This is a genomic window from Noviherbaspirillum cavernae (assembly GCF_003590875.1).
Classification (GTDB): domain Bacteria; phylum Pseudomonadota; class Gammaproteobacteria; order Burkholderiales; family Burkholderiaceae_D; genus Noviherbaspirillum; species Noviherbaspirillum cavernae.
The window spans coordinates 2711041-2735662 of record NZ_QYUN01000002.1 but is presented as its reverse complement, the minus strand read 5'-3'; the positions used below and the strand labels follow the sequence as shown (position 1 = coordinate 2735662).

The window sequence follows — 24622 nt, the reverse complement described above, 5'->3', positions numbered from 1 at the left end:
AGTAATGAAGAAATCCGTCGTTTCGCAGCACAACACCAGAATCCACCCGATAAAAACAATAACCTGAGCAGGCGCACAAGTTTCGCAGTACGCAGTAATCGCAAGACGATGACAGCAGAACACGATCTTTAGCGTTGCACCCGCCGTCGCCGTCTTCCGTCACGTTTCGATTGTTTTTAACCTTGTCGTGAACAACATGGAGGAGTCGATATGGCAACAGGCCTATGGTTTGCCGTGGCGTGCGGCATTATTGCGGTGCTCTACGGACTGGTGTCCCGCAGCTGGATACTGAAACAGGATGCCGGCAACAGCCGGATGCAGGAAATCGCTGCCGCCATTCAGCAGGGGGCAGCGGCATATCTGGCAAGGCAATACCGCACCATCGCTATCGTCGGCGTCGTGCTTTTCATCATCATCGCGATTCTCCCCGGATTGGGGCTCAACACGGCGCTGGGTTTCCTGGTGGGCGCAGTGCTGTCCGGCGCCTGTGGCTTCATCGGCATGAACGTGTCGGTGCGTGCCAACGTGCGCACGGCGCAGGCCGCAACCCGCGGCATGAACGATGCGCTCAATGTCGCGTTCAAGGGCGGCGCGATCACCGGCATGCTGGTGGTCGGCCTGGGCTTGCTGGGGGTGACGCTGTTCTACTGGGTGCTGACTTCCCGCGCCGGTAGTGCGGTGTCCGCGCATGACGTGATCAAGCCGCTGATCGGCCTCGGTTTCGGCGCCTCGCTGATCTCCATCTTCGCACGTCTGGGCGGCGGCATTTTCACCAAGGGGGCCGACGTCGGTGCCGATCTGGTCGGCAAGGTCGAGGCGGGCATTCCGGAAGACGATCCGCGCAATCCGGCGGTGATCGCCGACAACGTGGGCGACAACGTCGGCGACTGCGCCGGGATGGCGGCGGACCTGTTCGAAACCTACGTCGTCACGCTGATCGCGACCATGCTGCTCGGCGCCTTGATGGTGAAGGGCGCGGAGGCGGAGGCAATTCTCTATCCGCTGTTGCTGGGCGGTGTGTCGATTCTCGCCTCCATTGTCGGCTGCCTGATGGTCAAGGCCAAGCCGGGCAGGAAGATCATGTCGGCGCTCTACACCGGATTGTGGTGGGCAGCCGGCTTGTCGCTGATCGGGTTTGCCGTCGTCACGTGGAAAGTCCTGCCCGAAGCGATGCGCATGCCGATGATGGGTTCCGCCGTGGTCGGCATCGTGTTGACCGGATTGATGGTGTACATCACCGAGTATTACACCGGCACCGATTTCAAGCCGGTCCGGCACATTGCAGAAGCTTCCACCACGGGCCACGGGACCAATATCATCGCCGGCCTCGGTGTATCGATGAAATCCACCGCCTATCCGGTGCTGGCTGTATGCGTTGCGATACTGGTTTCCTACTGGCTCGGCGGCTTGTATGGCATCGCGATCGCCGCCACCGCGATGCTGTCGATGGCTGGCATCATCGTCGCCCTCGATGCCTATGGCCCGATCACGGATAACGCAGGCGGCATCGCGGAGATGTCGAACATGCCCGATTCCGTGCGGGCGATCACCGATCCGCTCGATGCCGTCGGCAATACCACCAAGGCGGTGACGAAAGGCTATGCGATCGGTTCCGCCGGCCTGGCCGCTCTGGTGCTGTTCGCCGACTACACCCATGCACTGGATGCGGTCGGCAGAAGCACCTCGTTCGATCTCTCGAATCCGATGGTGATCGTTGGCCTCTTCATCGGCGGTCTGATTCCATATCTGTTCGGTGCGATGGCGATGGAAGCGGTAGGGCGCGCAGCCGGCGCGGTGGTGATCGAGGTGCGCCGTCAGTTCCGCGACATCAAGGGCATCATGGATGGCAGCGGCAAGCCGGAATACGACAAGGCGGTCGACATGCTGACCGCCTCCGCGATCAGGGAAATGATCATCCCCTCGCTGTTGCCGGTGGTCGTCCCGATTCTGGTCGGGTTGATCCTGGGCCCGGCCGCGCTGGGCGGCTTGCTGATGGGCACAATCGTGACCGGCCTGTTCGTTGCGATCTCGATGACCACCGGCGGCGGCGCCTGGGACAACGCAAAGAAATACATCGAGGACGGCCATCACGGCGGCAAGGGCTCCGATGCACACAAGGCGGCCGTGACCGGCGATACGGTGGGTGATCCCTACAAGGACACTGCCGGCCCTGCGGTCAATCCCTTGATCAAGATCATCAATATCGTGGCCTTGCTGATCGTGCCCTTGCTGCCGGCCACTGGCACACAGGCAACCTCCGGACACGCCGCGACGACACCGGCGGCAGTCACTGCGCCGGCGGCGGACAATTCCGCAGCGCCGACGGGAATCACGGCACCGAAGCCGTAGCGGCGCCAGGCTGTCGAGTGAAAGGCAGCCTCGTCTGCCTTTTCTTTTTCATGCCAAAGTTCGCTACAATGATTCGTCAAATCTGACGTTAACGTTAACGTAAGAAAACGTAATCGACATTCCAATTCACAAGAGAGGGACAGATGCAAATCGCAGGCAATGTATTCATCATCACTGGCGGCGCTTCAGGTCTGGGTGCTGCGACTGCGCAAATGATCGTGGATAACGGCGGCAAGGTTGTGCTGGCCGATGTTCAGGTCGAGGCCGGCGAAAACCTCGCCAACCAGCTGAAAGGCCGCTTCGTCAAATGCGACGTGACCTCCGAGGCGGATGCCAAGGCGGTGGTGGATGCGGCCACCGCAATGGGCACGTTGCGCGGACTGGTCAACTGCGCCGGCGTCGCGCCGGCCGTGAAAACCGTCGGCAAGGATGGGCCGCATCCGCTCGATGTGTTCCAGCGCGTGGTCAACATCAACCTCGTCGGTACGTTCAACATGGCGCGTCTGGCGGCGGATGCCATGGCAAAAACCGACGCGAACGAACACGGCGAACGCGGTGTGATCATCAACACGGCATCGGTCGCGGCCTACGATGGCCAGATCGGACAGGCCGCGTACGGCGCCTCGAAAGCCGCCGTGGTCGGACTCACACTGCCGATGGCGCGTGACCTGTCGCGCAACGGCATTCGTGTCATGACCATCGCCCCGGGTCTCTTCGAAACGCCGATGCTGCTCGGCATGCCGCAGGATGTGCAGGATGCGCTGGGACGCAGCGTGCCGTTTCCCCCGCGTCTGGGCAAGCCGACGGAGTATGCAAACCTCGCCAAGAGCATCATCGAAAACGTGATGCTCAATGGCGAAACCATTCGCCTCGATGGCGCAATCCGCATGCAGCCGAAGTGATGTGCGCTGTAATGCCGGGTGACGACGGGATTCGGTCGCACACTTGAATCAAGGCAAGCCTCGTGCTTGCCTTTTCTTTGGGAGCCAAGCATGACGAGCATCAAAGTGATACTGTGCGCATGTGCTGCCGCCTTGCTTGCCGGTTGTGCGTTCGCTCCGAATCAGCAGAACCAGGTTGCGCCATCTCGACCGCAAGCGCCGGAAATCGCTACCGGCTACTCCGAAAAATCCGGCTGGACCGCGAAGACATTCATGGTTGCGGCGGCCAATCCGCTCGCTACCGACGCCGGTTACCAGATGCTGAAAGCCGGTGGCTCAGCAGTCGATGCCGCGATCGCCACGCAAATGGTGCTGACATTGGTCGAGCCGCAATCCTCCGGCATCGGCGGCGGTGCATTCCTGCTGCATTTCGATGGCAGCACCGTGAAGGCGTTTGATGGCCGCGAGACAGCACCGGCCAGCGCCGATGAAAACCTGTTTCGCACGCCGCAAGGCAAGGCGGTGAACTTCTACGACGGCGTGGTCGGCGGCCGTTCGGTCGGTGCGCCGGGCGTGCTGCGCATGCTGGAACTGGCGCACAAACAATACGGCAAACTTTCGTGGGCTTCCCTGTTTGCGCCGGCCATCACGCTTGCCGAAGAGGGTTTCACGGTCAGTCCGCGGCTTGCCGGCATGCTCAAGAGCGAGCAGTATCTGAAAAAGGATCCGGTCGCAGCGGCATACTTCTACGACAAGGATGGCAACCCTCGGCCCGCCGGTTACCTCCTGAAGAATCCTGAACTCGCGCAAGTGCTGCGCGAAATCTCGCAAGACGGCGCGGATGCGTTCTACAAGGGCCGGATCGCACGCGACATCGAAGCCAAGGTCAGAAACCATCCCGTCAATCCCGGCGGCCTGACTGCTGCCGACATTGCCGGCTATCAGGCCAGGGTGCGCGAGCCGCTCTGCACCGATTACAAGGCATGGACCATCTGCGGCATGCCGCCGCCATCGTCCGGCGGCATCGCCATCGCGCAGATGCTTGGCATGCTGGAGATCAGGGATATCCGTCCACTCGCACCGAAAAACGACGAACCGAATGCCGAGGCGGTTCATCTGTTCTCGGAAGCAGGGCGATTGGCCTATGCGGATCGCGGGCGCTACGTGGCGGACACTGATTTCGTCCCGCTGCCCGGCAACAGCGTCAAGCCGTTGATCGACAAAAAATATCTTGCCGAGCGCGCCGCGCTGATTACAGACAAATCGATGGGCACGGCAACGTTCGGCGTGCCTCCCGGAGCGAACGTTGCATGGGGCCTCGACAACTCGCCCGAACTGCCGTCGACCTCGCATGTCTCGGTAGTGGACGGCAGCGGCAATGCGCTGTCGATGACGACCTCGATTGAAGACGCCTTCGGCTCGCGCCAGATGGTGCGAGGCTTCCTGCTGAACAACCAGCTGACCGATTTTTCATTCGATCCGGCTGATGCCAATGGCCCGGTCGCCAATCGCGTGCAGCCGGGCAAACGGCCGAGAAGCTCGATGGCACCGACGCTCGTGTTTGCAAAAGGCACGAAGAGGCTGGTCATGTCCACCGGATCGCCCGGAGGCTCGGCGATCATCAACTATGTCGTCAAGGTCCTGGTCGGCACGCTGGACTGGAACTTGAACGTGCAGCAGGCGATCAGCCTGCCCAATTTCGGCAGCCGCAATGGCCCGACCGAACTGGAACAGGGCCGTGCAAGCGACACCCTGATCGAGCAGCTGAAAGCCCGGGGGCACAACGTGCGGGTGATGGAGCAGACTTCCGGCTTGCAGGGCATCATGCGTATGAACGTCCATGGCGAGGAAGTGTGGTTTGGCGGTGCCGATCCGCGTCGTGAAGGGGCCGTGAGGGGAGATTGAGTTTCGCGATGCCGGGCTTTCCCGCATTGTTTTCACAGGGGGCGTCGAGCGCATCTCCCCAAATGGCACGCGGGCTGCTAATCTCTTGCCATGACCGATCACATGAAAACCGGCCTCATTTTGACAGGCGGCGGCGCGCGCGCGGCATACCAGGTGGGCGTCTTGCAAGGTGTTTCGTCGATCCTGCACGAAGCCGGCTGGAAGCCGGATCACAATCCCTACGACATCATCTGCGGCACTTCGGCGGGGGCGATCAATGCGACCGCGCTCGCCTGTCACGCCGACAGTTTCAACGACGGCTTGCAGCGGGTCGCGCAAGTGTGGGAGCAGTTCACCGCGGAACAGGTGTATCGCGCTGACTCGCTTGGCGTATTGCGATCCGGCGCCAAATGGTTGTCGCTGCTGTCGTTCGGCTGGCTGCTTCGCAAATGGCACGCCAATCCGCCGAACTCGCTGCTGGACAACACGCCGCTGGTGACCCTGTTGAACCGAATGCTTGATTTTCCGCGGCTGGATGCGGCGTTGAGCACCGGTGCCTTGCATGCGCTGGCGGTCACGGCTTCATCCTACAGTGGCGGCCAGCACATCACGTTTTTTCAAACCGAAGCCGATATCGAACCGTGGGTCAGGTCGCAGCGCATCGCCTTGCGCAGCCAGATCGGGGTCGAACACCTGCTTGCCTCGTCCGCCATTCCCTTGATATTCCCGGCAACGCCTATCTACTGCAACGGCCGGCGCGAATATTTCGGCGATGGCTCGATGCGCCAGCTGGCGCCGATTGCGCCAGCCATTCATCTGGGGGCGGACAGGGTGCTGGTGATCGGTGCGGGCCGGCTTTCCGAACCGGCGCACGACACCAGCGAGTCGGCACAGTATCCGACGCTGGCGCAGATTGCCGGCCATGCCATGTCGAGCATATTCCTTGACAGCCTCGCAGTCGATATCGAACGCATGAAGCGGGTCAACCTGACCTTGTCCATGTTGACGAAGGAGCAACGAGTGAGAACGCCGCTTCGGCCGATCGAAATGCTGATCATCGCGCCGTCGGAGCGGCTGGACGATATTGCGAGCCGCCATGTGGGCAGCCTGCCGCGCCCGGTACGCATGCTGTTGGGAGGCATAGGCGCGACCGAAGTACGCGGTGCGGCACTCGCCTCGTATTTGTTGTTTGAAGCGAGCTACACCGGCGAGTTGATTCGTCTGGGGAAAAAGGATGCGCTGGCTCGGCGTGCCGATGTGATCGATTTCTTTGGAGTGGCCGATCATGCCGCCTTGCAGTTGAAGGCATCGTGAACGGCACGGATTGAACCGGCAACCCGGTTCGGACAAAGGGGCTTCCTTCGCTGCCAGGTTTTCCCCGGCGACTCATTGCGGACTGATGGATTCAGTCGTCACCATGGTGGTGATGATGTTTGCCATGATGCTTGCCGTGGTGCTTGAATTTTTTGTGCCGGACTTCTTCACCGTAATAGGGGTGCACGTAGACCGGTTGAGGCCGGACATATACAGGCTGCGGTTGCACATACACAACGGGCGGCGGACTGTAGATATACGGTGCAGGCTGGCCGGACCCGATGCTGACCGACCAATTGACGTCGGGCTGGGCATATGCCACCGGAAGCGGCGCAATTCCGGACAGCAGGGCGGTAGCAGCTACAAATTTCAGGGCGGTTTTCGCAGATTTTTTCATTGTGAATGTCCTTCAAGTCATGGCATCCATTTAACTTCACAAGCCGCACCGATGCCTACCCGCAATTTTTCAAATACGGGTAACTATTGAAACAATGTGTATCAGATAACGGAAAGATAATTATTAAAATGAACACAAAAGTGCCGTAATGAAAAGTGCTCGAGTGTCAATACCAGTTGATTCGGATGAAACAAAACGTTACGCTACGGTATCGTAAATTATGGTAATTATTGGTCGTTTGATAATGGCAGAAAAATAGAGATGACAGCTAAGTCACTGAAAAGCTGGTTGTTTTTTCTTGCGGGGCTGTTACTGTGTTTTCAGGTTTTCGCAAAAGGCCCGGTTTCGCCGGATGAGATTGCCGTAACGCAGTTGCCCAGGGAGGCGCGGCAAACGCTTTTACTCATCCGACAAGGAGGACCTTTTCCATATGCCAAGGACGGCGCGGTATTTGGAAACTACGAAGGAATTTTGCCCAGGCGAAAGCGGGGTTATTATCATGAATACACTGTCCCGACGCCGGGAAAGCGCAATCGAGGGGCGCGCCGCATTGTCGCTGGCGGCGACCCCGTCACCTCCGGCGAATACTATTACACCGACGACCATTATTCGACTTTCAAACGCATCAAAGAGTAATCCAATGCGAATCGAGCCACTGCGCAGAGACCCGGCAATGATTTTTGCACAAGGCGAGGAAGACATGAGCTTGCTGAAAACCGTGCCGCCAAACGTGGTCCAATCCATTCGTGCATTCAGGATCCCTGAATTGCAGGACGAGGCGGCTCGTCTCGGGCAGCACTTTCTTTACGCCTATTGTGCAGAAGCAACGACCAAGCAGCAGGTATTGGCGTGCATCGCCCAAGCCTTCCACTTTCCCAGACATTTCGGAAAAAACTTCGACGCATTGTCTGATTGCCTGACCGATTTGACCTACAAGGCTGGCCCGCAACCAGGATTCCTCGTGGTCCTCGAACAATTGCCGAACACGCAAAAGTTCGACAAGGAAGCACGCGAAACACTGCTCGATGTATTCCGCGATGCGGCGGATTTTTGGGCTGAAAAGAAAATCGCTTTCCGAGTGTTCTACTCGTTTCAGTAATTGTCATTCAGGCACCATCGCGTCGCCATCGAAAAAGCCGGCTGAACAGCCGGCTTTTTTGCTCCTGAAAGGCCGTGCGGTACAATGCGCGCCATGAAAAATATCGTCATTCTCGTCTCGGGCCGGGGCAGCAACATGCAAGCCATTGTGCGTGCCGCGCAGGCCGAGCAATGGCCTGCCAGAATTGCTGCCGTCATCAGCAATCGGGCCGATGCGGAAGGATTGAATTTCGCAGCCGCGCATGGCATTGCCACGGCTGTCGTTGCCAACAAGGCGTATCCGTCGCGCGAAGAATTCGATCAGGCGCTGCAGGCGGAGATCGACCGGTACTCGCCCGATCTGGTCGTGCTGGCTGGCTTCATGCGCATTTTGACGCCACCTTTTGTCGAGCACTATGCCGGCCGGATGCTGAATATCCATCCATCGCTGTTGCCGAGCTTTCCGGGATTGTCCACGCACGTTCAGGCCTTGATGGCTGGTGTGAAAGTGCATGGCGCGACCGTGCATTTCGTGACTGCCGATCTGGATCATGGTCCGATCGTTGCGCAAGCCGCTGTGTCCGTATTGCCGAACGATACGGAGCAAACGCTGTCGGAACGTGTGCTGGAGCAGGAACACATCATTTATCCGCGCGTGGTGCGCTGGTTTGTCGAAAACAGGCTCGCCATCGATAACGGCATTGTCCACATTGACGCGCAAGCGCAATGACTTCAACTTTTGAAAGCCCCCAATGAGATTGCACCCCGCCGTCGTTGCGCATACCGAAGAGGTTCTGCGCGAAGTCCTGCGCTTCACGGCGCCGGCCGACGGAACCTTGTCGCGCTATTTCCGCGACCATCCCAAGCTTGGCTCGCGTGAGCGCAATGCCATTGCCGAAGGCGCGTATGCCGTACTGCGGAACAAGCCGGTCTACGCCAGCTTTTCGGAATCCGGCGCCGGCCCGGCCATGCGCCGCCTGGCTTTGCTGGGACTGGCGGATACGGTTGGCGTGGATGCGCTTGGCGGACTTGCGGTGGAAGAGGCGGAGTGGTTGAAACGTATTGCGCAAATCGATCGCAATGCATTGCCCGCCGCGCTGCGCTCCAATCTGCCGCAATGGCTGTACGACAAACTCGTGGCGCGCGATGGTGAGGCGGCGGCATTGGAATTGGCGGATGCCCTGAATCGGCCTGCACCGCTGGACTTGCGCGTCAATGCGCTCAAGGCCAAGCGCGACGACGTGATCGCGGAACTGGCGACTGCGCCGATTGCATGCGAACCGACGCCTTATGCGCCGCTGGGAATTCGCATCAGGAAGAAACCCGCGTTGCAGAACCTGCCACTGTTCAAGGAAGGTGCGATTGAAGTGCAGGACGAGGGTAGCCAGTTGCTGGCGCAAATCGTCGCTGCAAGACGGGGCGAGATGGTCGCCGATTTTTGCGCAGGCGCAGGCGGCAAGACGCTGGCGCTGGGTGCGGCGATGCGCAATACCGGGCGGTTATATGCGTTCGACGTGTCGGAAAAGCGCTTGAGCAAGCTGAAGCCACGTCTGGCGCGCAGTGGCTTGTCGAATGTGCACCCCGTGGTCATCGCTCATGAGAACGATGCAAAGGTGAAGCGCCTTGCCGCCAAGCTGGATCGCGTGCTGGTGGATGCGCCATGCAGCGGACTCGGGACATTGCGGCGCAATCCCGACATGAAGTGGCGTCAGACGCTTGAATCGCTGGCCGAGCTGAACGCAAAGCAAACGGCGATTCTGACAAGCGCCGCGCGTCTGGTAAAGCCGGGCGGCAGATTGGTGTATGCAACCTGCAGTCTTCTTGATGAAGAGAACGAAGCAATCGTCACGCAGTTCATTGCCGCGCACGACGATTTTGTGCTGGTGCCGATGAGGGATGTATTGAACGAACAAAAGATTGCGCTCGAGATGCAGGATTATCTGAAACTCTCGCCGCACCTGCATCAGACCGACGGATTCTTTGCTGCCGTACTCGAACGCAGGAAATGAGTCGTTCCGCGGGCGCGCTGGCCTGGGCGATGTTGCTTGCTGCGCCGAGTCTTTGCGCGGCAGACGCCACAGTTCCGCCTGCTTATGCTGCGCAAGGATTCGTGCAGGTCGCATTTTCCCCCTGGGACAATGTCGAAGCGCTCATTGCCGACACCATCGGCACCGCGAACCGGCAAGTCCTTGTGCAGGCATATCTGCTGACCAGCAAAAGGATAGCCTCCGCCTTGATCGCCGCGCAACGCCGCAGCGTCGAAGTGCGTGTGCTGGCCGATGGAGAGCAAGTCGCCCGAACGGCATCGTCCATGGTGCCAGTGCTCGCGGCAGCCGGCATTCCCGTCTGGATCGAGACGAAGTACCAGAATGCGCACAACAAGATCATCGTGATTGATCCCGGCACGTCTGACGCTGCGGTCATTACGGGTAGCTACAATTTCACCTGGACCGCGCAGCACGGGAACGCGGAAAATGTACTGATCGTTCGCAACAATCCGCAGCTCGCGTCACGTTATGTTTTGAATTGGGAGAGGCATCGTCAGGATGCGGTGCCATACAAAAAATGACACAAAACCTCTTTTCCAGCCTGTTGTCCGAACTTTGGTCCGATTTGCGTGAGCCGGGATTGTTGTTGCAAATCGCTGTCCTGGCTTCGTGCATCGCGGCCGGCTGGGGCCTGGCGCGGCTGCTGCGCGCCAGAATGACCGGGCGCGACATGCAGCCGCGCGTGGTGCGCCTCGGTGTGGAGAGTTTTGCGCGAGTGCTGCCGTCGCTGCTGACCTTGACACTGATCGCGAGTGCCACGCCGATTGTCGCGCATTGGCACCGAGCCAATCTGCTGCGCGTGGCGATCCCTCTGGTTGCATCATTCGCCCTGATTCGTCTCGCGTTTTATGTGCTGAACCGCGCATTCTCCCGTAGTGGCAAGGGAGCAGGTTTCCTGCAAATGTTCGAAAAGGGCTTTGCGACTGTGGTGTGGATCGGTGTGGCCCTCTACATCACCGGTGTGTGGCCTGATCTGGTGGCATACCTCGAACAGACAACGTTGCCGATCGGACGTCACAGGACTTCCTTGCTGTCTATATTGCAAGCGGCCGCATCGGTGGTGGTTACCTTGCTCATCGCGCTTTGGGCTGGTGCTCTGCTCGAAGAGCGATTGATGCGCATGAGCAGCATGCATTCATCCTTGCGTGCGGTGATGGCGCGCATGGGGCGGGCGTTATTGATTCTGGTCGCGGTACTGTTCAGTTTGTCGCTGGTCGGAATCGACCTTACCGTGCTGTCGGTGTTCGGTGGTGCATTGGGGGTCGGTATCGGCCTCGGCTTGCAAAAGCTCGTCAGCAGTTACGTGTCCGGTTTTGTGATACTGCTTGAACGCAGCCTGTCGATCGGCGACATTGTGACGATCGACAAATACCATGGCGAGGTGACACGGATCAACACCCGTTACACCATTGTGCGAAGCGGCGATGGCATCGAGACCGTTGTCCCCAATGAGATGCTGGTGTCAGGTCTGGTGCAAAACTATTCGCTGACCGATCGCACCTTGCGCCTCGTAACCCAAGTAACGGTTGGTTATCAAAGCGACATTGAGCAAGTCCTTGAACTTATGCAAGATGCCGCCATCTGCGTTCCACGGATTGCCCGCGATCCTGCGCCGCAGGCATTATTGCTGAAATTCGAACCCGATGGTTTTCTGGTGGAATTGGCCTTCTGGATATCCGATCCGGAAAACGGACGGTCAAATGTGTTGTCAGAGGTGAATCGGTCCGTATGGAAGGCCTTGCAAAAGCATCGCATCGAAGTGCCGTATCCGCAGCGCGAAATCAGGGTGCTTGGTACGCGCGACGCTGTGCAGAACAAGGTTTCCGAGATGCTGCAAGCAGCCGGTGGTACCTAAAAGAGCGTACAATCTGGGCGAAATTTCAGATAAGTCCCGTCCTCATGCTTGATCTGCCAAGGATGGCATTCCACCTGGAGTAGTAATGATAGGAAAATACAATGCTTGATGCAGTACTTGGATTTTTGTCTGGCGGCCTTACACAGGCTAGCGCATGGCAGATCGTCGTGTTTACCCTGGTGGTAACGCATATCACGATCGCGGCAGTTACGATCTATCTGCATCGTTGTCAGGCGCATCGTGCGCTGGACCTGCATGCGCTCCCCAGCCATTTTTTCCGTTTCTGGCTTTGGATGACGACCGGCATGGTCACCAAGGAATGGGCCGCGATCCATCGCAAACATCACGCCAAGTGCGAAACGGAAGACGATCCGCACAGCCCGGTGACTCGTGGCATCAAGAAAGTGCTGTTAGAAGGTGCCGAGCTGTATCGTGCAGAAGCCAAAAACAACGAGACCATGGAAAAGTACGGCCATGGTACGCCGAACGACTGGATGGAGCGTAACGTCTACACCAAACGCAGCGCATGGGGCATTGTGCTGATGCTGATCATCAACGTGCTGCTGTTTGGCGTGGTCGGTTTGTCTGTGTGGGCCGTACAGATGCTGTGGATCCCGATCACCGCTGCCGGCATCATCAATGGCATCGGCCACTACTGGGGCTATCGCAATTACGATTGCGCCGATGCGGCGACCAACGTCTTTCCGATCGGCATTCTGATTGGCGGTGAAGAGCTGCATAATAATCACCATACTTTCGGCACATCGGCAAAACTGTCGTCCAAATGGTACGAGTTCGACATCGGCTGGATGTATATCCGCATTCTGGAACAACTGGGTTTGGCGAAAGTGAAAAAGGTTGCGCCGGAGCCGAAGTTCAATCGCGAAAAGCACATCGCCGATTTCGATACCTTGCAATCGGTGATTTCGAACCGCTACGACGTGATGGCGAAATATGCGAAATCGTTCAAGCGAGCATGGCATGATGAGCTGGACCAGTTGAAGGCAAAGTCCAAATTTGAATCGGGCTTCCTGAAATCGTCCCGGAAGCTGTTGCAGCGCGAACCGGCCAAGCTGGAAGCAAGCCACAAGCAGCAATTGACTGAATTGTTCGTTCACAGCAAGGCGCTGAAAACCATGCACGAGATGCGTGTGGAGTTGGGCGCGATCTGGGAACGTTCAAACTCAAGCCGTGAACAACTACTGCAGCAGCTGCAGGATTGGTGCTCTCGTGCCGAGGCATCGGGCATCAAATCGCTGCAGGAGTTTTCGCTGCGCTTGCGCAGCTATGCATGATCGACGTGTGACTTGCAGCCGGCGCTATCCGGCATTATTTCTGAACGCGGCTGCGGATTTTCCGGGCCGCGTTTTTGTTTGTCCACGAGTTCCTGGTCATATGTTCAGAGAGGGCATTCGAGTGAAAGCGCCAATAAAAAACCCCGCATTTGCGGGGTTTTTGCCAAGGCGATGAAATCAATTACTTGATCTTCGTTTCCTTGTATTCCACGTGCTTGCGTGCCTTGGGATCGAATTTCATGATCGCCATTTTTTCCGGCATGGTGCGTTTGTTCTTTGTGGTGGTGTAGAAATGACCCGTTCCCGCAGTCGATTCCAGCTTGATTTTGTCGCGGTTAGATTTCGCCATGATATTTTCCTGATAGTTTCCGCTTAGACTTTTTCGCCGCGGGCACGCAGATCGGCCAGTACGGCATCGATACCGATCTTGTCGATCACGCGCAGACCGGCGTTGGAGATCCGCAGGGAAACCCAGCGGTTTTCGGATTCAACGAAGATGCGACGACGCTGCAGATTCGGCAAAAAGCGACGTTTCGTCTTGTTGTTTGCATGGGAAACGTTGTTGCCGACCATCGGCCCTTTCCCGGTGACTTGGCAAACACGCGCCATGTTCAACTCCTTTAAAAGATTTCCAGAATTGGAAAAAAAGGAAGTATATCTAAAAATGTGAGGATATTCAATGACTTGCGAAAAACAATTGTATCTTTTTTTATTTCGTTAATTTAACAATGTCGTTTCAATTGTTGTGCGCTCAGATTTGCCCATGCTCGGCAAAAGAATGGATGTGCTTTCCGGCGACCACAAAATGGTCGAGCACTCTGACATCCACCAAGGCCAACGCCTGTTTCAAGGCCTGCGTCAGCGCGTGATCTGCCGCACTTGGTTCGGAGGTGCCGGATGGATGATTGTGAGCGACGATGATGCTGGCCGCATTGTGTGCGAGGGCAGCCTTTACGACCTCCCTTGGGTAGACGCTGGTGTGCGTCAGCGTGCCGCGAAAAAGCTCTTCGGCTGCGATCAGCCGATTTTTGACATCCAGGAAAAGGGCGGCAAACGACTCGTAGGACTTGTTTGCCAAAAGCAGTTGCAGATAGTGCCTGACTGCCTGTGGAGAGTTCAATGCGGTACCGTTCTGCAGATCCTCTGCCAATGCGCGACGCGCCAGTTCGAGGACGGCCTGGAGCTGTGCAAATTTGGCCGGACCCAAGCCGTTGAGCACTGAAAACTCAGCAAGAGTGGCGGCAAACAAGCGATTGAGCGAGCCGAAATGCGTCACCATGTCGCGCCCCAGATCGACGGCGCTCTTGCCGCTGACGCCAACCCGCAGAAAAACCGCGAGCAGTTCGGCATCGGACAATGCTTGCGCGCCATGATTGATAAGCCGCTCGCGCGGGCGCTGGTCTTCGGGCCAATCGGTAATTGCCATATATATTGTCGTCGTGCGGTCCTGAAGCCTTGCTCGAGGCGACATTCGTATGTCCATGTCGGGCAAGATGAATTGAAGCGGTGAAATTATAAGTTTGAATATTGCAATATTGATAATTTATTTGTTTGCGCTGACTCGCTCATGACGCACCATCGAGCGAATGGTTGAAGTCATCATGGTGAATATTGTTCTTCGGCACGTTTATTGCTCGATGTCCGCCAAGGCTGAAAACGCTCATTATTTAAACGGACGTGCCTTACAATAGTGCGTTACCTGTCAACCCGTATTTTCATGTCAAACGTATCTGTTCCTGTCGTTACCGAAGCCGCTTATCTCACGCTCCACTATCGCCTTGCGTCGATGGATGGCGTTGATATTGTCAGCACCTTTCAAGATAACCCCGCGACGCTGCAGTTAGGAACCGGTCAGCTCGCGCCGTTTCTTGAAGCCAGCCTGATCGGCTTGGCGGAAGGCACGCACAAGGTTTTCGATTTGCAGCCCGAACAGGCTTTCGGTCCACGCAATCCGGAATTGATTCAAAGGGTCTCGCGCACAACACTGAAAGAGAATTCCCAGGCGGGAGAGGAGTATGCCGTCGGGGATCTGGTTGATTTTGCCGCGCCGGGCGGCGGTCGTTTTGCTGGTGTTGTACGCGAAATCGATGCCGACGGCGCATGGTTCGACTTCAATCATCCGCTGGCCGGTCAACCATTGAAGTTCGAAGTGAAGATCATTGGAATACTGTAGGCCTGAGCGCAGGCTTTGTTGCACCTGGCAAGGCAATTGAGAGTTTGAAGGATTGAGAATGGAAAAGGAAGTCTTGCTCGCCCAGCCTCGCGGTTTTTGCGCCGGGGTCGATCGGGCAATCGAGATCGTTGAACGTGCACTCGCGGAATTCGGCGCGCCGATCTATGTACGCCATGAAATTGTGCATAACGCCTACGTCGTTGAAGACTTGCGCAGCAAGGGCGCGATCTTCATCGAGGAGTTGGACGACGTCCCCGCTGGCAATACGGTCATCTTTTCCGCACATGGCGTTCCCAAATCGGTGGAGGCCGAAGCTGCGCAACGCGGATTGCGCGTGTTCGATGCGACCTGTCCGCTCGTGACCAAGGTGCATGTCGAAGTGGCGAAGATGCGTCGCGAGGGGCGTGAAATCATCATGATCGGCCATGATGGTCATCCCGAAGTGGAAGGCACAATGGGGCAGGCCGAAGCGGGCATGTATCTGGTTGAAACCACTGCTGACGTGGACACGCTGCAGGTGAACGATCCGGGCATGCTCGCATACGTGTCACAGACCACCTTGTCAGTCGACGATACGGCCGACATCATTGCCGCACTCAAGCGCAAATTCCCAAACATTGCAGAGCCGAAGAAGGGCGACATTTGCTATGCGACCACCAACCGGCAGGAGGCAGTCAAGTTCATGGCGCCGCAAGTCGATGTGGTGATCGTTGTCGGCAGTCCGAACAGCTCGAACTCCAATCGTTTGCGCGAAGTGGCCGAAAAGAAGGGGGCCGCTGCCTACATGGTTGATAACGCGTCCTTGATCGATCCGTCCTGGGTGGAAGGCAAGCTCAGAATTGGCGTAACCGCCGGTGCTTCGGCTCCGGAAGTGCTGGTTCAGGCAGTGATTGATCGACTGAAGGCGTTGGGTGCAAGAAGCGTACGCGCACTTCCTGGTGTGGAGGAGAACGTGACGTTTCCGATGCCGAAAGGCCTCGCGGTCGCGCGTAGCGCGTGAATGCAGGCTTCCTGACTATGCAGTAACGCAGGTCGAAGCTGGATGGCGGAAGGAGAGCAGGACGGAAAGTAACAGGAGAAGAACACGTTTTTCCTTTTTGAATTTTAGATATGGATATTGTCCTTGAATAAAATTCTTGCCCTGTTCATTGAATACATTAACAATCAGGAAACGCTTTGGCATCAACATTCCTGCAAGCAGAGTATTTCCGGAAAGCTGAATTGCTCTTTGATGTTTTGAGTGATGATCACTGTTGCTGCATACATTTGCATGCATACGCTGATATTCGACGGCCAACTTAAGAATTCGTTTTCACGTTGATTATGTTCGGTATAATGCCGCCCGGTTCCGACGGTCCTCAAAAGGCACCGCGAGAACATTACAAAAGTTTTTATCGAAAACGAAGGAGACACTGCTATGTGCATCAATTGCCCTGCCACCAATAGCGTCTGCATTATTGCGGCGCACCTTTACCGGTAACCATCGTCGACAGAAAACGGCACCCATTTGGCTAGATCCAGGGTGCCGTTTTTGTTATCAGCAATGATATTGCTGCAGTTGCACACCTGGCGGCAACTTGCAGTGGAACGATTCTGATTCTTGGAGAGTAGGCAAATCATGGAGACATTCATCCAGCAAATCATCAACGGACTGGTGCTGGGCAGCATGTACGCACTCGTCGCGTTGGGATATACGATGGTGTATGGCGTTCTCAATCTCATCAACTTCGCGCATGGCGATGTATTGATGATTGGAGCAATGGTCGGTATCACTATCCTCAAGATAATTCAAAACGTGGCTCCCGACTTGCCTGGCGTGGTCAAACTCATCATCGCGATCCTCGGTGCAATCCCGGTCTGCGTTATTGTCAACATCATCATCGAACGTGTCGCCTACCGCCGTCTGCGCAACGCGCCACGTCTTGCTCCACTGATTACCGCAATCGGTGTATCGATCCTCTTGCAGACATTTGCAATGATGATCTGGGGGCGCAGCCCGATTCCGTTCCCGCAGGTGATGCCAACCGAGTCGTTCAATGTCTTCGGTGCCCTCATTTCACAAACGCAGGTGATGCTGCTGGTACTGGCGGTGTTGTCGATGGTCGCTTTGGTGCTGCTGGTGGAACGGACCAAGATGGGGCGCGCAATGCGTGCCACGGCTGAAAACCCGCGCGTGGCCGGCTTGATGGGCGTGGACTCCAATCGCGTGATCGTGATGACGTTTGCCATCGGCGCGGCGTTGGCGGCCGTTGCCGGCGTGATGTGGGGAGCGAATTATTCTTCCGCGCAATTTGCAATGGGCTTCGTTCCTGGCCTGAAAGCATTTTCCGCTGCAGTATTGGGCGGCATCGGCAATATCTACGGCGCGATGGTCGGAGGCATCCTTCTCGGCTTGATCGAAAGCCTCGGCGCGGGTTATATCGGCGACCTGACCGGCGGCTTCCTCGGCAGCCATTATCAGGACATCTTTGCGTTCATCGTGCTTATTGCTGTGCTTACACTGCGTCCGTCCGGCATCATGGGCGAACGCGTCGCGGATCGTGCTTAAGGAGGGCATCATGGCCAACTATTTCGACGTCAGACGCAATCCGCGCAAGGCATACATCAGCTTCGCCATTCTCGGCATCCTGCTCGTGGCCTTTCCGTTCATCGCCGCGAACTACGGCAACTCGTGGGTGCGGATCATGGACCTGGCGCTCCTGTACATCATGCTGGCGCTGGGGCTCAACATCGTGGTCGGCTTTGCCGGCCTGCTGGATCTGGGCTACATCGCCTTCTATGCGCTTGGTGCGTACATGACCGGCTTGCTGGCATCGCCGCAGTTTGCGACGGTGCTGGAATCCTTCGTCAACCAGTACCCGCCGGTGGGCGAGGCCCTGCTGTGGATCGCCGGGCCGGAGGCGGCGCAGAACGGCATTCATCTGTCTGTGTGGATGATCATTCCGCTGGGGGCGGCACTGACGGCATTCTTCGGTGCATTGCTCGGTGCGCCGACACTCAAACTGCGCGGCGACTACCTCGCCATCGTGACGCTCGGTTTCGGCGAGATCATCCGCATTTTCATGAATAATCTCAACGCTCCGGTCAACATCACAAACGGACCGCAAGGCATCAACATGATCGACCCGATCCGCATCTTCGGTGTTTCTCTCGCCGGCGAGCCTGGATCGAAGGCCATGGTCTATTTCGGTGAATGGGGGATGCCATCGGTCAATGCGTACTATTTCCTGTTCCTTGCGCTATGCATCGCGATCATTTTCATCTCGATTCGCCTGCAGGACTCGCGACTAGGCCGCGCGTGGGTCGCGATTCGGGAAGACGAAATTGCCGCAAAAGCGATGGGAATCAATACCCGCAACATCAAGCTGCTTGCATTCGCCATGGGCGCTTCGTTCGGCGGCGTGGCCGGCGCGATGTTCGCATCGTTCCAGGGATTCGTGTCGCCTGAATCGTTTTCGCTGACTGAATCCATCGCCGTACTGGCGATGGTGGTGTTGGGCGGCATCGGTCATATTCCGGGCGTCGTGCTGGGCGGCGTGATCCTTGCGGCGCTGCCGGAAGTCCTGCGCCACGTGGTGGAGCCGGTTCAACGCAATCTGTTCGGCACCGTGCTGATCGAGGCCGAAGTGCTGCGGCAGTTGTTGTACGGTCTCGCGATGGTCGGCATCATGCTGTATCGTCCGGCCGGATTGTGGCCTTCACCGAAATACGAGGACAGGCCCGACGCCAATGCGCCGAAGCCGCACGATGACAAAGAACCTGCTGCGCTTGCCGCCTGAGGAGATCACATGAGCGAACAAGTTCTTCTCCAGATTGCCGGGGTCAACAAGCGCTTCGGCGGCCTGCAGGCGTTGTCCAATGTCAGCGTCAAGATCATGCAAGGCCAGATCTACGGCTTGATCGGCCCGAACGGTGCCGGCAAGACGACTTTCTTCAACGTCATCACCGGTCTGTATCAGGCCGACACTGGCTCGTTCGAGCTGGCGGGCAAGCCCTATTCGCCGTCGGCTCCGCACGAAGTGGCGAAAGCCGGGATTGCGCGCACCTTCCAGAACATCCGCCTGTTCGGCGAAATGTCCGCACTGGAAAACGTCATGGTCGGCCGCCATGTGCGTACGCACCAGGGCGTGCTTGGCGCGGTGCTGCATCACAAGGCGGCACGCAAGGAGGAAGCGGAAATCCGCAAGCGCGCGATGGAGCTGCTCGATTTCGTCGGCATTGCGCAATTCGCCAATCGCACCTCCCGCTATCTATCCTACGGCGACCAGCGTCGACTCGAAATCGCACGGGCGCTGGCGACCGATCCGCAATTGCTGGCGCTCGATGAGCCGGCGGCAGGCATGAATGCAACCGAGAAACTGGCGCTGCGCGAACTGCTGGTCAAGATCAAGGCGGAAGGAAAGACAATCCTCTTGATCGAGCATGACGTGAAGCTCGTCATGGGACTCTGCGACCGCTTGACGGTACTGGACTACGGCAAGCCGATCGCGGAAGGCTTGCCTGCTGACGTGCAAAAGAATGCGGCTGTCATCGAGGCGTATCTGGGAGGGGCTCACTAATGACCGAAAATGTTCTGAAAATCAGCGGCCTCAAGATCGCATACGGCGGCATCCAGGCCGTCAAGGGAATCGACCTCGAAGTCAACAAGGGCGAACTGGTGACGCTGATCGGGGCCAACGGCGCGGGCAAGACCACGACGCTGAAGGCCATCACCGGCACGCTGCCGAACTGCCGGGTCGAAGGACAGATTCACTATTCAGGCCAGCAGATCACCGATACCAAGTCGTTTGAATTGGTAAAGAAGAACCTGGCGATGGTGCCGGAAGGGCGCGGCGTATTCACGCGCATGACGATTCTGGAAAACCTGTTGATGGGCGCATATACCCGGAACGACAAGGATGCCATCAATGCCGATATCGACAAGTGGTTCAGCGTTTTTCCGCGTCTGAAGGAACGCTCTTCCCAGCTGGCGGGCACCTTGTCGGGCGGTGAACAACAGATGCTCGCGATGGCGCGCGCGCTGATGAACCATCCGAAGTTGCTGCTGCTCGACGAACCATCCATGGGCCTGTCTCCCATCATGGTGGAGAAGATCTTCGAGGTCGTGCGCACCGTTTCCGCGCAGGGTGTGACGATATTACTGGTCGAGCAAAATGCGCGACTTGCATTGCAGGCCGCGCACCGCGCCTACGTGATGGATTCCGGTCTCATCACGATGAGCGGCAACGCAATGGAAATGCTCGATGATCCGAAGGTGCGCGAAGCGTATCTGGGCGAAGGCTGATCCTTTCCGGCATGCCGCTTCACCCGAAGCCGTCGTCCCTGATTCGCAGGCACGACGGCTTTGTTTTTCGGGGATCGGACCGATTGCCGTCGCATCACGTCAACATGCAGGCGATGGCATAATCGGCGATCACGCATACACAAGGTACAAGGAGATCACCGTGCAATTCGCTTTCCCTCCGCAGGCCGTGGCCGCTGTTCCGGTTGCAGGCCGCAATGAATTTTTTCCCGTTCATCGCATCTACTGCGTCGGCCGCAACTATGTCGAGCATGCAAAGGAGATGGGCGCGACAGGGCGTGAAGCGCCGTTCTTTTTCATGAAGCCGGCCGATGCCGCATTGCCGGTCGCGCAGGGAACGATCGGCGAAATGCCGTATCCGTCTATGACCGCCGACTTGCATCACGAAATCGAACTGGTGGTGGCGATCGGCAAGGGCGGAAAGAACATCGCTGCATCCGATGCGCAGCAGCACGTGTGGGGCTACGCAGTCGGTCTCGACATGACGCGGCGCGATCTGCAGGGCGAAGCAAAGAAGCAGGGGCGGCCATGGTGTACAGGCAAGGGGTTCGACCACTCCGCACCGATCGGCCCGATCCATCCTGTTGCCGAAACGGGGCAGATCGATCGCGCTGCAATTCATTTGAACGTCAATGGCGCATCACGTCAGAAAAGCGATATTGAAAAACTCATCTGGAATGTGTCGGAAACCATCGAACATCTGTCGAAATACTATGAACTGCAACCAGGCGATCTGATTTTCACGGGTACGCCCGAAGGTGTTGCCGCAGTCAAGACCGGCGATTTGCTCGAAGGTGGCATTGCGGGTCTGGGTGAATTGCGCGTCAAGATCGTCTGACGAAGATCGGCACGACGCAGGGCAAAAGAAATGAAGGAATCAGCATGAAGCTCTACAGTTATTTCCGCAGTTCCGCGTCGTATCGCGTGCGCATCGCGCTGAATCTGAAGGGACTTGCGTTTGAAACAGTCCCGGTTCACCTGTTGAAGAATGGTGGTGAACAATTTTCGGACGCATATCGAAAGCTCAATCCGAATGCACTTGTCCCGGCATTGGTTGACGATTCGGCTGGCGATGAAGTCACACTGACCCAGTCGCTGGCCATCATCGAATATCTCGAAGACACGCATCCCGAACCGGCATTGCTGCCGCAGAATGCCGCAGACCGGGCCTATGTGCGCAGTCTTGCATTGTCCATTGCCTGCGACATTCATCCGCTCAACAATCTGCGTGTGTTGCGCTACCTGGTACACAACCTCAACGTCAGCGAAGAGGATAAAAACGCGTGGTACCGGCACTGGTGCGAGCAAGGTCTCGCCTCCATCGAGGCCGTCCTGTCGCAAGACGCCCGCGTTGGCACATACTGCTTTGGCGACACCCCCACACTCGCTGACTGCTGCCTCGTTCCGCAAATCGCGAATGCCCAGCGACTCAACTGCGACTTGTCCCGAATGCCGACTCTCATGCGCATCAATGATGCATGCATGGTGCTTGACGCATTCGTTCGTGCGGCACCTGGAAATCAGCCCGACGCCGAATAGAAATTTGCGATCAAGGCCCGATTCAGGAAAAATTCCAGGAAGAAGCGGGCCGGGTATCGTCACTCGTTTACCGCGCTTCAGCCTTTCCCATTCAGTCCTGTGCCGCATGTGCAGGAGTGCCCGATCCGCTGCTGCGCATCAATAACGCCGACGAAGCCTGTCATCGAAATGGATTATTCACGGCAACTTCTTCGCGCAGAAATTGAAAGAACGACTGGCGCGACGACATCGTCAAACCCATATCACGCGGCATGATGCTTGCAAACTGGATCGAAGACGATTCGGGAGTTTTCAGAACGCTGCGCCGCGCAATGGATGAAATGGCGGACTGGGCAAGTGAGGAGGGGTGGACTGGTCCCGCCGACAGGAATCGAACCTGTATCTAGCGCTTAGGAGGCACTCGTTCTATCCATTGAACTACGGCGAGACGCTGGAACTGAAAACAGTCATTCCAGTTCGAAAGAGCGATTATAGCCGAGACCATTGCAAGAAATAACTGCTTATTTCACGCTGTCGGTACAATGCGGGCTTCATTCATTTTATCGTCGCGCAGTTGCAATGCGCGCTATTTGGTTACTTGTCATGGCAGTTATTTCTCTTACAAATGCCCAGCTGGCGTTCGGTCACGTGGCGTTGCTGGATCAGACTGAATTCTCGCTCGAACCGGCGGAGCGCGTCGGGTTGATTGGTCGCAACGGCACCGGCAAGTCGTCACTGTTGAAAATCATCGCAGGCAGGTCGAAGCTCGATGATGGCTTGCTGGTCATGCAGCAAGGCATCAAGATCGCTTATGTCGAGCAAGAACCGCAATTTGCGGAAGAGATGCGCGTCTTCGATGCCGTGGCTTCCGGTCTGGGTGATTTACCGGCGCTGCTGTCGGAATACAACGAGCTGGCCGAAAAACTGGGCGGCGATGAAGACGATGCCATCATGGATCGCATGCATACGATTCAGACGCGATTGGATGCCACTGATGCATGGAATCTGACGAACCGCGTGGAAACGACTTTGGCGCGCTTGAATCTTGACAAGGATGCATTGATGGGCACGCTGTCGGGCGGTACGCAAAAGCGCGTCGCATTGGCATGCGCGCTGGTCGGCGCGCCCGATGTGCTACTGCTGGATGAGCCGACCAATCACCTCGATTTCACCTCCATCCTGTGGCTGGAAGGTCTGTTGCGCGACTACAAGGGGAGCGTGTTGTTCATCACGCACGACCGCTCGTTTCTGGATAATGTTTCCACGCGCATCATTGAGTTGGATCGCGGGCGCTTGTTGTCTTTCCCCGGTAACTTCAGCACGTACCAGGCGCGCAAGGCAGAGCAGCTTGAGATCGAAGCGATCGAGAACGCGAAATTCGACAAGTTCCTGGCGCAAGAAGAAGTCTGGATCCGCAAAGGCGTGGAGGCGCGGCGCACCCGCAACGAGGGGCGCGTCAAGCGGCTGGAAGAACTGCGCCGCACGCGCAATGCACGGCGTGACCAGCAAGGTCAGGTGAAACTGGACGTGTCGTCGGGCGAGCGTTCCGGCAAGATCGTCGCCGAACTCGCCGATGTCAGCAAACACTATGACGACAAGGTCATTGTCAGCAATTTCAGCACGACCATCCTGCGGGGCGACAAGGTAGGCTTGATCGGGCCCAACGGCGCAGGCAAGACAACGCTGTTGAAGCTGATTCTCGGCGAGGAAATCCCTGATACCGGCACGGTCAAGCAGGGGACGAAATTGCAGGTCGCGTATTTTGATCAGATGCGCACCCAACTGAATGAGGAAGCCAGCCTCGTGGAGACGATTTCGCCCGGCAGCGACTGGGTTGAGATCAACGGTCAGCGCAAGCATGTGATGACCTATCTCGGCGACTTCCTGTTCGCGCCGGAGCGCGCCCGTTCGCCGGTCAAGTCGTTGTCGGGTGGCGAGCGCAACCGGCTGCTATTGGCCCGCCTGTTTGCCAAACCTGCCAATGTCCTCGTGTTGGATGAGCCGACCAACGATCTGGATATCGATACGCTCGAATTGCTGGAAGAGTTGCTGGAGGATTACAGCGGCACAGTCTTCCTCGTCAGTCACGACAGGATGTTTCTCGATAATGTCGTGACGCAAGTGATCGTTGCCGAGGGCGCTGGCGCGTGGCGTGAGTATGTCGGAGGTTACAGCGATTGGGATCGCGTGCGTGCCGCCACGGCCCAGCCGGTGCCGGCAAAGGCTGCGCTCAAATCGGAGTCAAGACCTGCGCAAAAAGCATCGCAGGTTTCGGCGGCCCCGAAGCAGAAAAAACTGAGCTACAAGGAGCAGCGGGAACTGGAAGCGTTGCCGGGCTTGATCGCCGATCTCGAGCAGGAGCAGAAGATGATTTCGAAGCGATTGGCTGATCCCGATGTGTATCGCAAGGATGCGGCCGAAGCGCAACGTTTGAATGAACGCTTTGCTGAAATCGATGAATTGCTGCTGGAGAATCTCGCGCGATGGGAAGCGATTGAAGCACGCGCAAACGGCTGATCGCGATCTCGC

25 protein-coding genes and 1 tRNA gene are annotated in these 24622 nt (G+C 57.3%); 20 read left to right on the top strand and 6 right to left on the bottom strand.

Annotated features, from left to right (window positions below; genetic code table 11):
- Positions 1-210: 210 nt before the first annotated feature.
- From D3870_RS12845 to D3870_RS12830, 4 genes are all read left to right on the top strand, one after another.
- Positions 211-2349 (top strand): sodium-translocating pyrophosphatase, encoded by a 2139-nt coding sequence (locus D3870_RS12845; RefSeq protein WP_119739642.1) that lies wholly within the window; start codon positions 211-213, stop codon positions 2347-2349.
- 143 nt (positions 2350-2492) lie between these two features.
- The gene (locus tag D3870_RS12840; protein ID WP_119739640.1) at positions 2493-3251 is read left to right on the top strand and encodes a 3-hydroxyacyl-CoA dehydrogenase; all 759 of its coding nucleotides are present in this window, start codon (positions 2493-2495) and stop codon (positions 3249-3251) included.
- A gap of 90 nt (positions 3252-3341) precedes the next feature.
- Positions 3342-5135 (top strand): gamma-glutamyltransferase, encoded by a 1794-nt coding sequence (gene ggt, locus D3870_RS12835; RefSeq protein ID WP_119739638.1) that lies wholly within the window; start codon positions 3342-3344, stop codon positions 5133-5135.
- Positions 5136-5225: 90 nt separating this feature from the next.
- The gene (locus tag D3870_RS12830) at positions 5226-6428 is read left to right on the top strand and encodes a patatin-like phospholipase family protein (protein ID WP_119739636.1); all 1203 of its coding nucleotides are present in this window, start codon (positions 5226-5228) and stop codon (positions 6426-6428) included.
- A 91-nt stretch (positions 6429-6519) separates the two neighbouring features.
- On the opposite strand, the gene D3870_RS12825 is transcribed toward D3870_RS12830, so the two are convergent.
- The gene (locus D3870_RS12825) at positions 6520-6825 is read right to left on the bottom strand and encodes a hypothetical protein (protein WP_242489965.1); all 306 of its coding nucleotides are present in this window, start codon (positions 6823-6825) and stop codon (positions 6520-6522) included.
- A gap of 261 nt (positions 6826-7086) precedes the next feature.
- Between D3870_RS12825 and D3870_RS12820 the strand changes: the two genes are divergently transcribed.
- The 7 genes from D3870_RS12820 (at position 7087) to D3870_RS12790 (ending at position 13100) form a co-directional block, all read left to right on the top strand.
- Positions 7087-7461: a guanyl-specific ribonuclease gene (locus D3870_RS12820; RefSeq protein ID WP_119739634.1), complete on the top strand. Its 375-nt coding sequence runs from the start codon at positions 7087-7089 to the stop codon at positions 7459-7461.
- A 64-nt stretch (positions 7462-7525) separates the two neighbouring features.
- Positions 7526-7924 carry a barstar family protein gene (locus tag D3870_RS12815; protein ID WP_119742059.1) on the top strand — a complete coding sequence of 133 codons (399 nt, stop codon included), beginning with the start codon at positions 7526-7528 and terminating at the stop codon, positions 7922-7924.
- Between the two features lie 93 nt (positions 7925-8017).
- Complete coding sequence (gene purN / locus D3870_RS12810) at positions 8018-8632, top strand: phosphoribosylglycinamide formyltransferase (RefSeq protein ID WP_119742057.1); 615 nt, start codon at positions 8018-8020, stop codon at positions 8630-8632.
- A 22-nt stretch (positions 8633-8654) separates the two neighbouring features.
- Positions 8655-9911: an RsmB/NOP family class I SAM-dependent RNA methyltransferase gene (locus D3870_RS12805; protein WP_119739633.1), complete on the top strand. Its 1257-nt coding sequence runs from the start codon at positions 8655-8657 to the stop codon at positions 9909-9911.
- Positions 9908-10471 (top strand): phospholipase D family nuclease, encoded by a 564-nt coding sequence (locus tag D3870_RS12800; RefSeq protein ID WP_119739631.1) that lies wholly within the window; start codon positions 9908-9910, stop codon positions 10469-10471. The genes D3870_RS12805 and D3870_RS12800 overlap by 4 nt, the downstream gene beginning before the upstream one ends.
- A 65-nt stretch (positions 10472-10536) precedes the next feature.
- The gene (locus tag D3870_RS12795; protein WP_242489964.1) at positions 10537-11805 is read left to right on the top strand and encodes a mechanosensitive ion channel family protein; all 1269 of its coding nucleotides are present in this window, start codon (positions 10537-10539) and stop codon (positions 11803-11805) included.
- A 101-nt stretch (positions 11806-11906) separates the two neighbouring features.
- Entirely contained in the window at positions 11907-13100 is a 1194-nt protein-coding gene (locus D3870_RS12790; RefSeq protein WP_119739629.1) for a DesA family fatty acid desaturase, read from the top strand.
- 181 nt (positions 13101-13281) lie between these two features.
- Here the strand turns inward: D3870_RS12790 and rpmG are convergent, their stop codons facing one another.
- From rpmG to radC, 3 genes are all read right to left on the bottom strand, one after another.
- The gene (gene rpmG / locus D3870_RS12785) at positions 13282-13449 is read right to left on the bottom strand and encodes a 50S ribosomal protein L33 (RefSeq protein ID WP_057292919.1); all 168 of its coding nucleotides are present in this window, start codon (positions 13447-13449) and stop codon (positions 13282-13284) included.
- A 23-nt stretch (positions 13450-13472) separates the two neighbouring features.
- A complete protein-coding gene (gene rpmB, locus D3870_RS12780; protein ID WP_119739627.1) occupies positions 13473-13709 on the bottom strand; it encodes a 50S ribosomal protein L28 in 237 nt (78 codons plus the stop codon).
- 142 nt (positions 13710-13851) lie between these two features.
- Complete coding sequence (gene radC, locus D3870_RS12775; RefSeq protein WP_119739626.1) at positions 13852-14526, bottom strand: RadC family protein; 675 nt, start codon at positions 14524-14526, stop codon at positions 13852-13854.
- A gap of 291 nt (positions 14527-14817) precedes the next feature.
- On the opposite strand from radC, the gene D3870_RS12770 reads away from it, so the two are divergent.
- On the top strand, positions 14818-15273 hold the full coding sequence (locus tag D3870_RS12770) for an FKBP-type peptidyl-prolyl cis-trans isomerase (RefSeq protein ID WP_119739624.1): 456 nt from the start codon (positions 14818-14820) through the stop codon (positions 15271-15273).
- A 58-nt stretch (positions 15274-15331) separates the two neighbouring features.
- A complete protein-coding gene (gene ispH, locus D3870_RS12765) occupies positions 15332-16273 on the top strand; it encodes a 4-hydroxy-3-methylbut-2-enyl diphosphate reductase (RefSeq protein ID WP_119739623.1) in 942 nt (313 codons plus the stop codon).
- 15 nt (positions 16274-16288) lie between these two features.
- Here ispH and D3870_RS22095 read toward each other — a convergent pair whose 3' ends face one another.
- A complete protein-coding gene (locus D3870_RS22095) occupies positions 16289-16570 on the bottom strand; it encodes a hypothetical protein (RefSeq protein ID WP_147375788.1) in 282 nt (93 codons plus the stop codon).
- 321 nt (positions 16571-16891) lie between these two features.
- On the opposite strand from D3870_RS22095, the gene D3870_RS12760 reads away from it, so the two are divergent.
- From D3870_RS12760 to maiA, 6 genes are all read left to right on the top strand, one after another.
- Complete coding sequence (locus D3870_RS12760) at positions 16892-17821, top strand: branched-chain amino acid ABC transporter permease (protein ID WP_119739621.1); 930 nt, start codon at positions 16892-16894, stop codon at positions 17819-17821.
- Positions 17822-17831: 10 nt separating this feature from the next.
- The gene (locus D3870_RS12755; protein WP_119739619.1) at positions 17832-19052 is read left to right on the top strand and encodes an ABC transporter permease subunit; all 1221 of its coding nucleotides are present in this window, start codon (positions 17832-17834) and stop codon (positions 19050-19052) included.
- Positions 19053-19061: 9 nt separating this feature from the next.
- Positions 19062-19832: an ABC transporter ATP-binding protein gene (locus D3870_RS12750; protein WP_119739617.1), complete on the top strand. Its 771-nt coding sequence runs from the start codon at positions 19062-19064 to the stop codon at positions 19830-19832.
- On the top strand, positions 19832-20557 hold the full coding sequence (locus tag D3870_RS12745; protein ID WP_119739615.1) for an ABC transporter ATP-binding protein: 726 nt from the start codon (positions 19832-19834) through the stop codon (positions 20555-20557). Before D3870_RS12750 ends, D3870_RS12745 begins: the two co-directional genes overlap by 1 nt.
- A 160-nt stretch (positions 20558-20717) precedes the next feature.
- A complete protein-coding gene (locus tag D3870_RS12740) occupies positions 20718-21413 on the top strand; it encodes a fumarylacetoacetate hydrolase family protein (RefSeq protein ID WP_119742053.1) in 696 nt (231 codons plus the stop codon).
- A 44-nt stretch (positions 21414-21457) separates the two neighbouring features.
- Complete coding sequence (gene maiA, locus D3870_RS12735; RefSeq protein WP_119739613.1) at positions 21458-22114, top strand: maleylacetoacetate isomerase; 657 nt, start codon at positions 21458-21460, stop codon at positions 22112-22114.
- Positions 22115-22466: 352 nt separating this feature from the next.
- On the opposite strand, the gene D3870_RS12730 is transcribed toward maiA, so the two are convergent.
- Positions 22467-22541 (bottom strand) — tRNA-Arg (locus tag D3870_RS12730).
- A 155-nt stretch (positions 22542-22696) separates the two neighbouring features.
- Here D3870_RS12730 and D3870_RS12725 point away from each other — a divergent pair.
- Complete coding sequence (locus D3870_RS12725; protein ID WP_119739612.1) at positions 22697-24610, top strand: ATP-binding cassette domain-containing protein; 1914 nt, start codon at positions 22697-22699, stop codon at positions 24608-24610.
- Positions 24611-24622 lie beyond the last annotated feature (12 nt).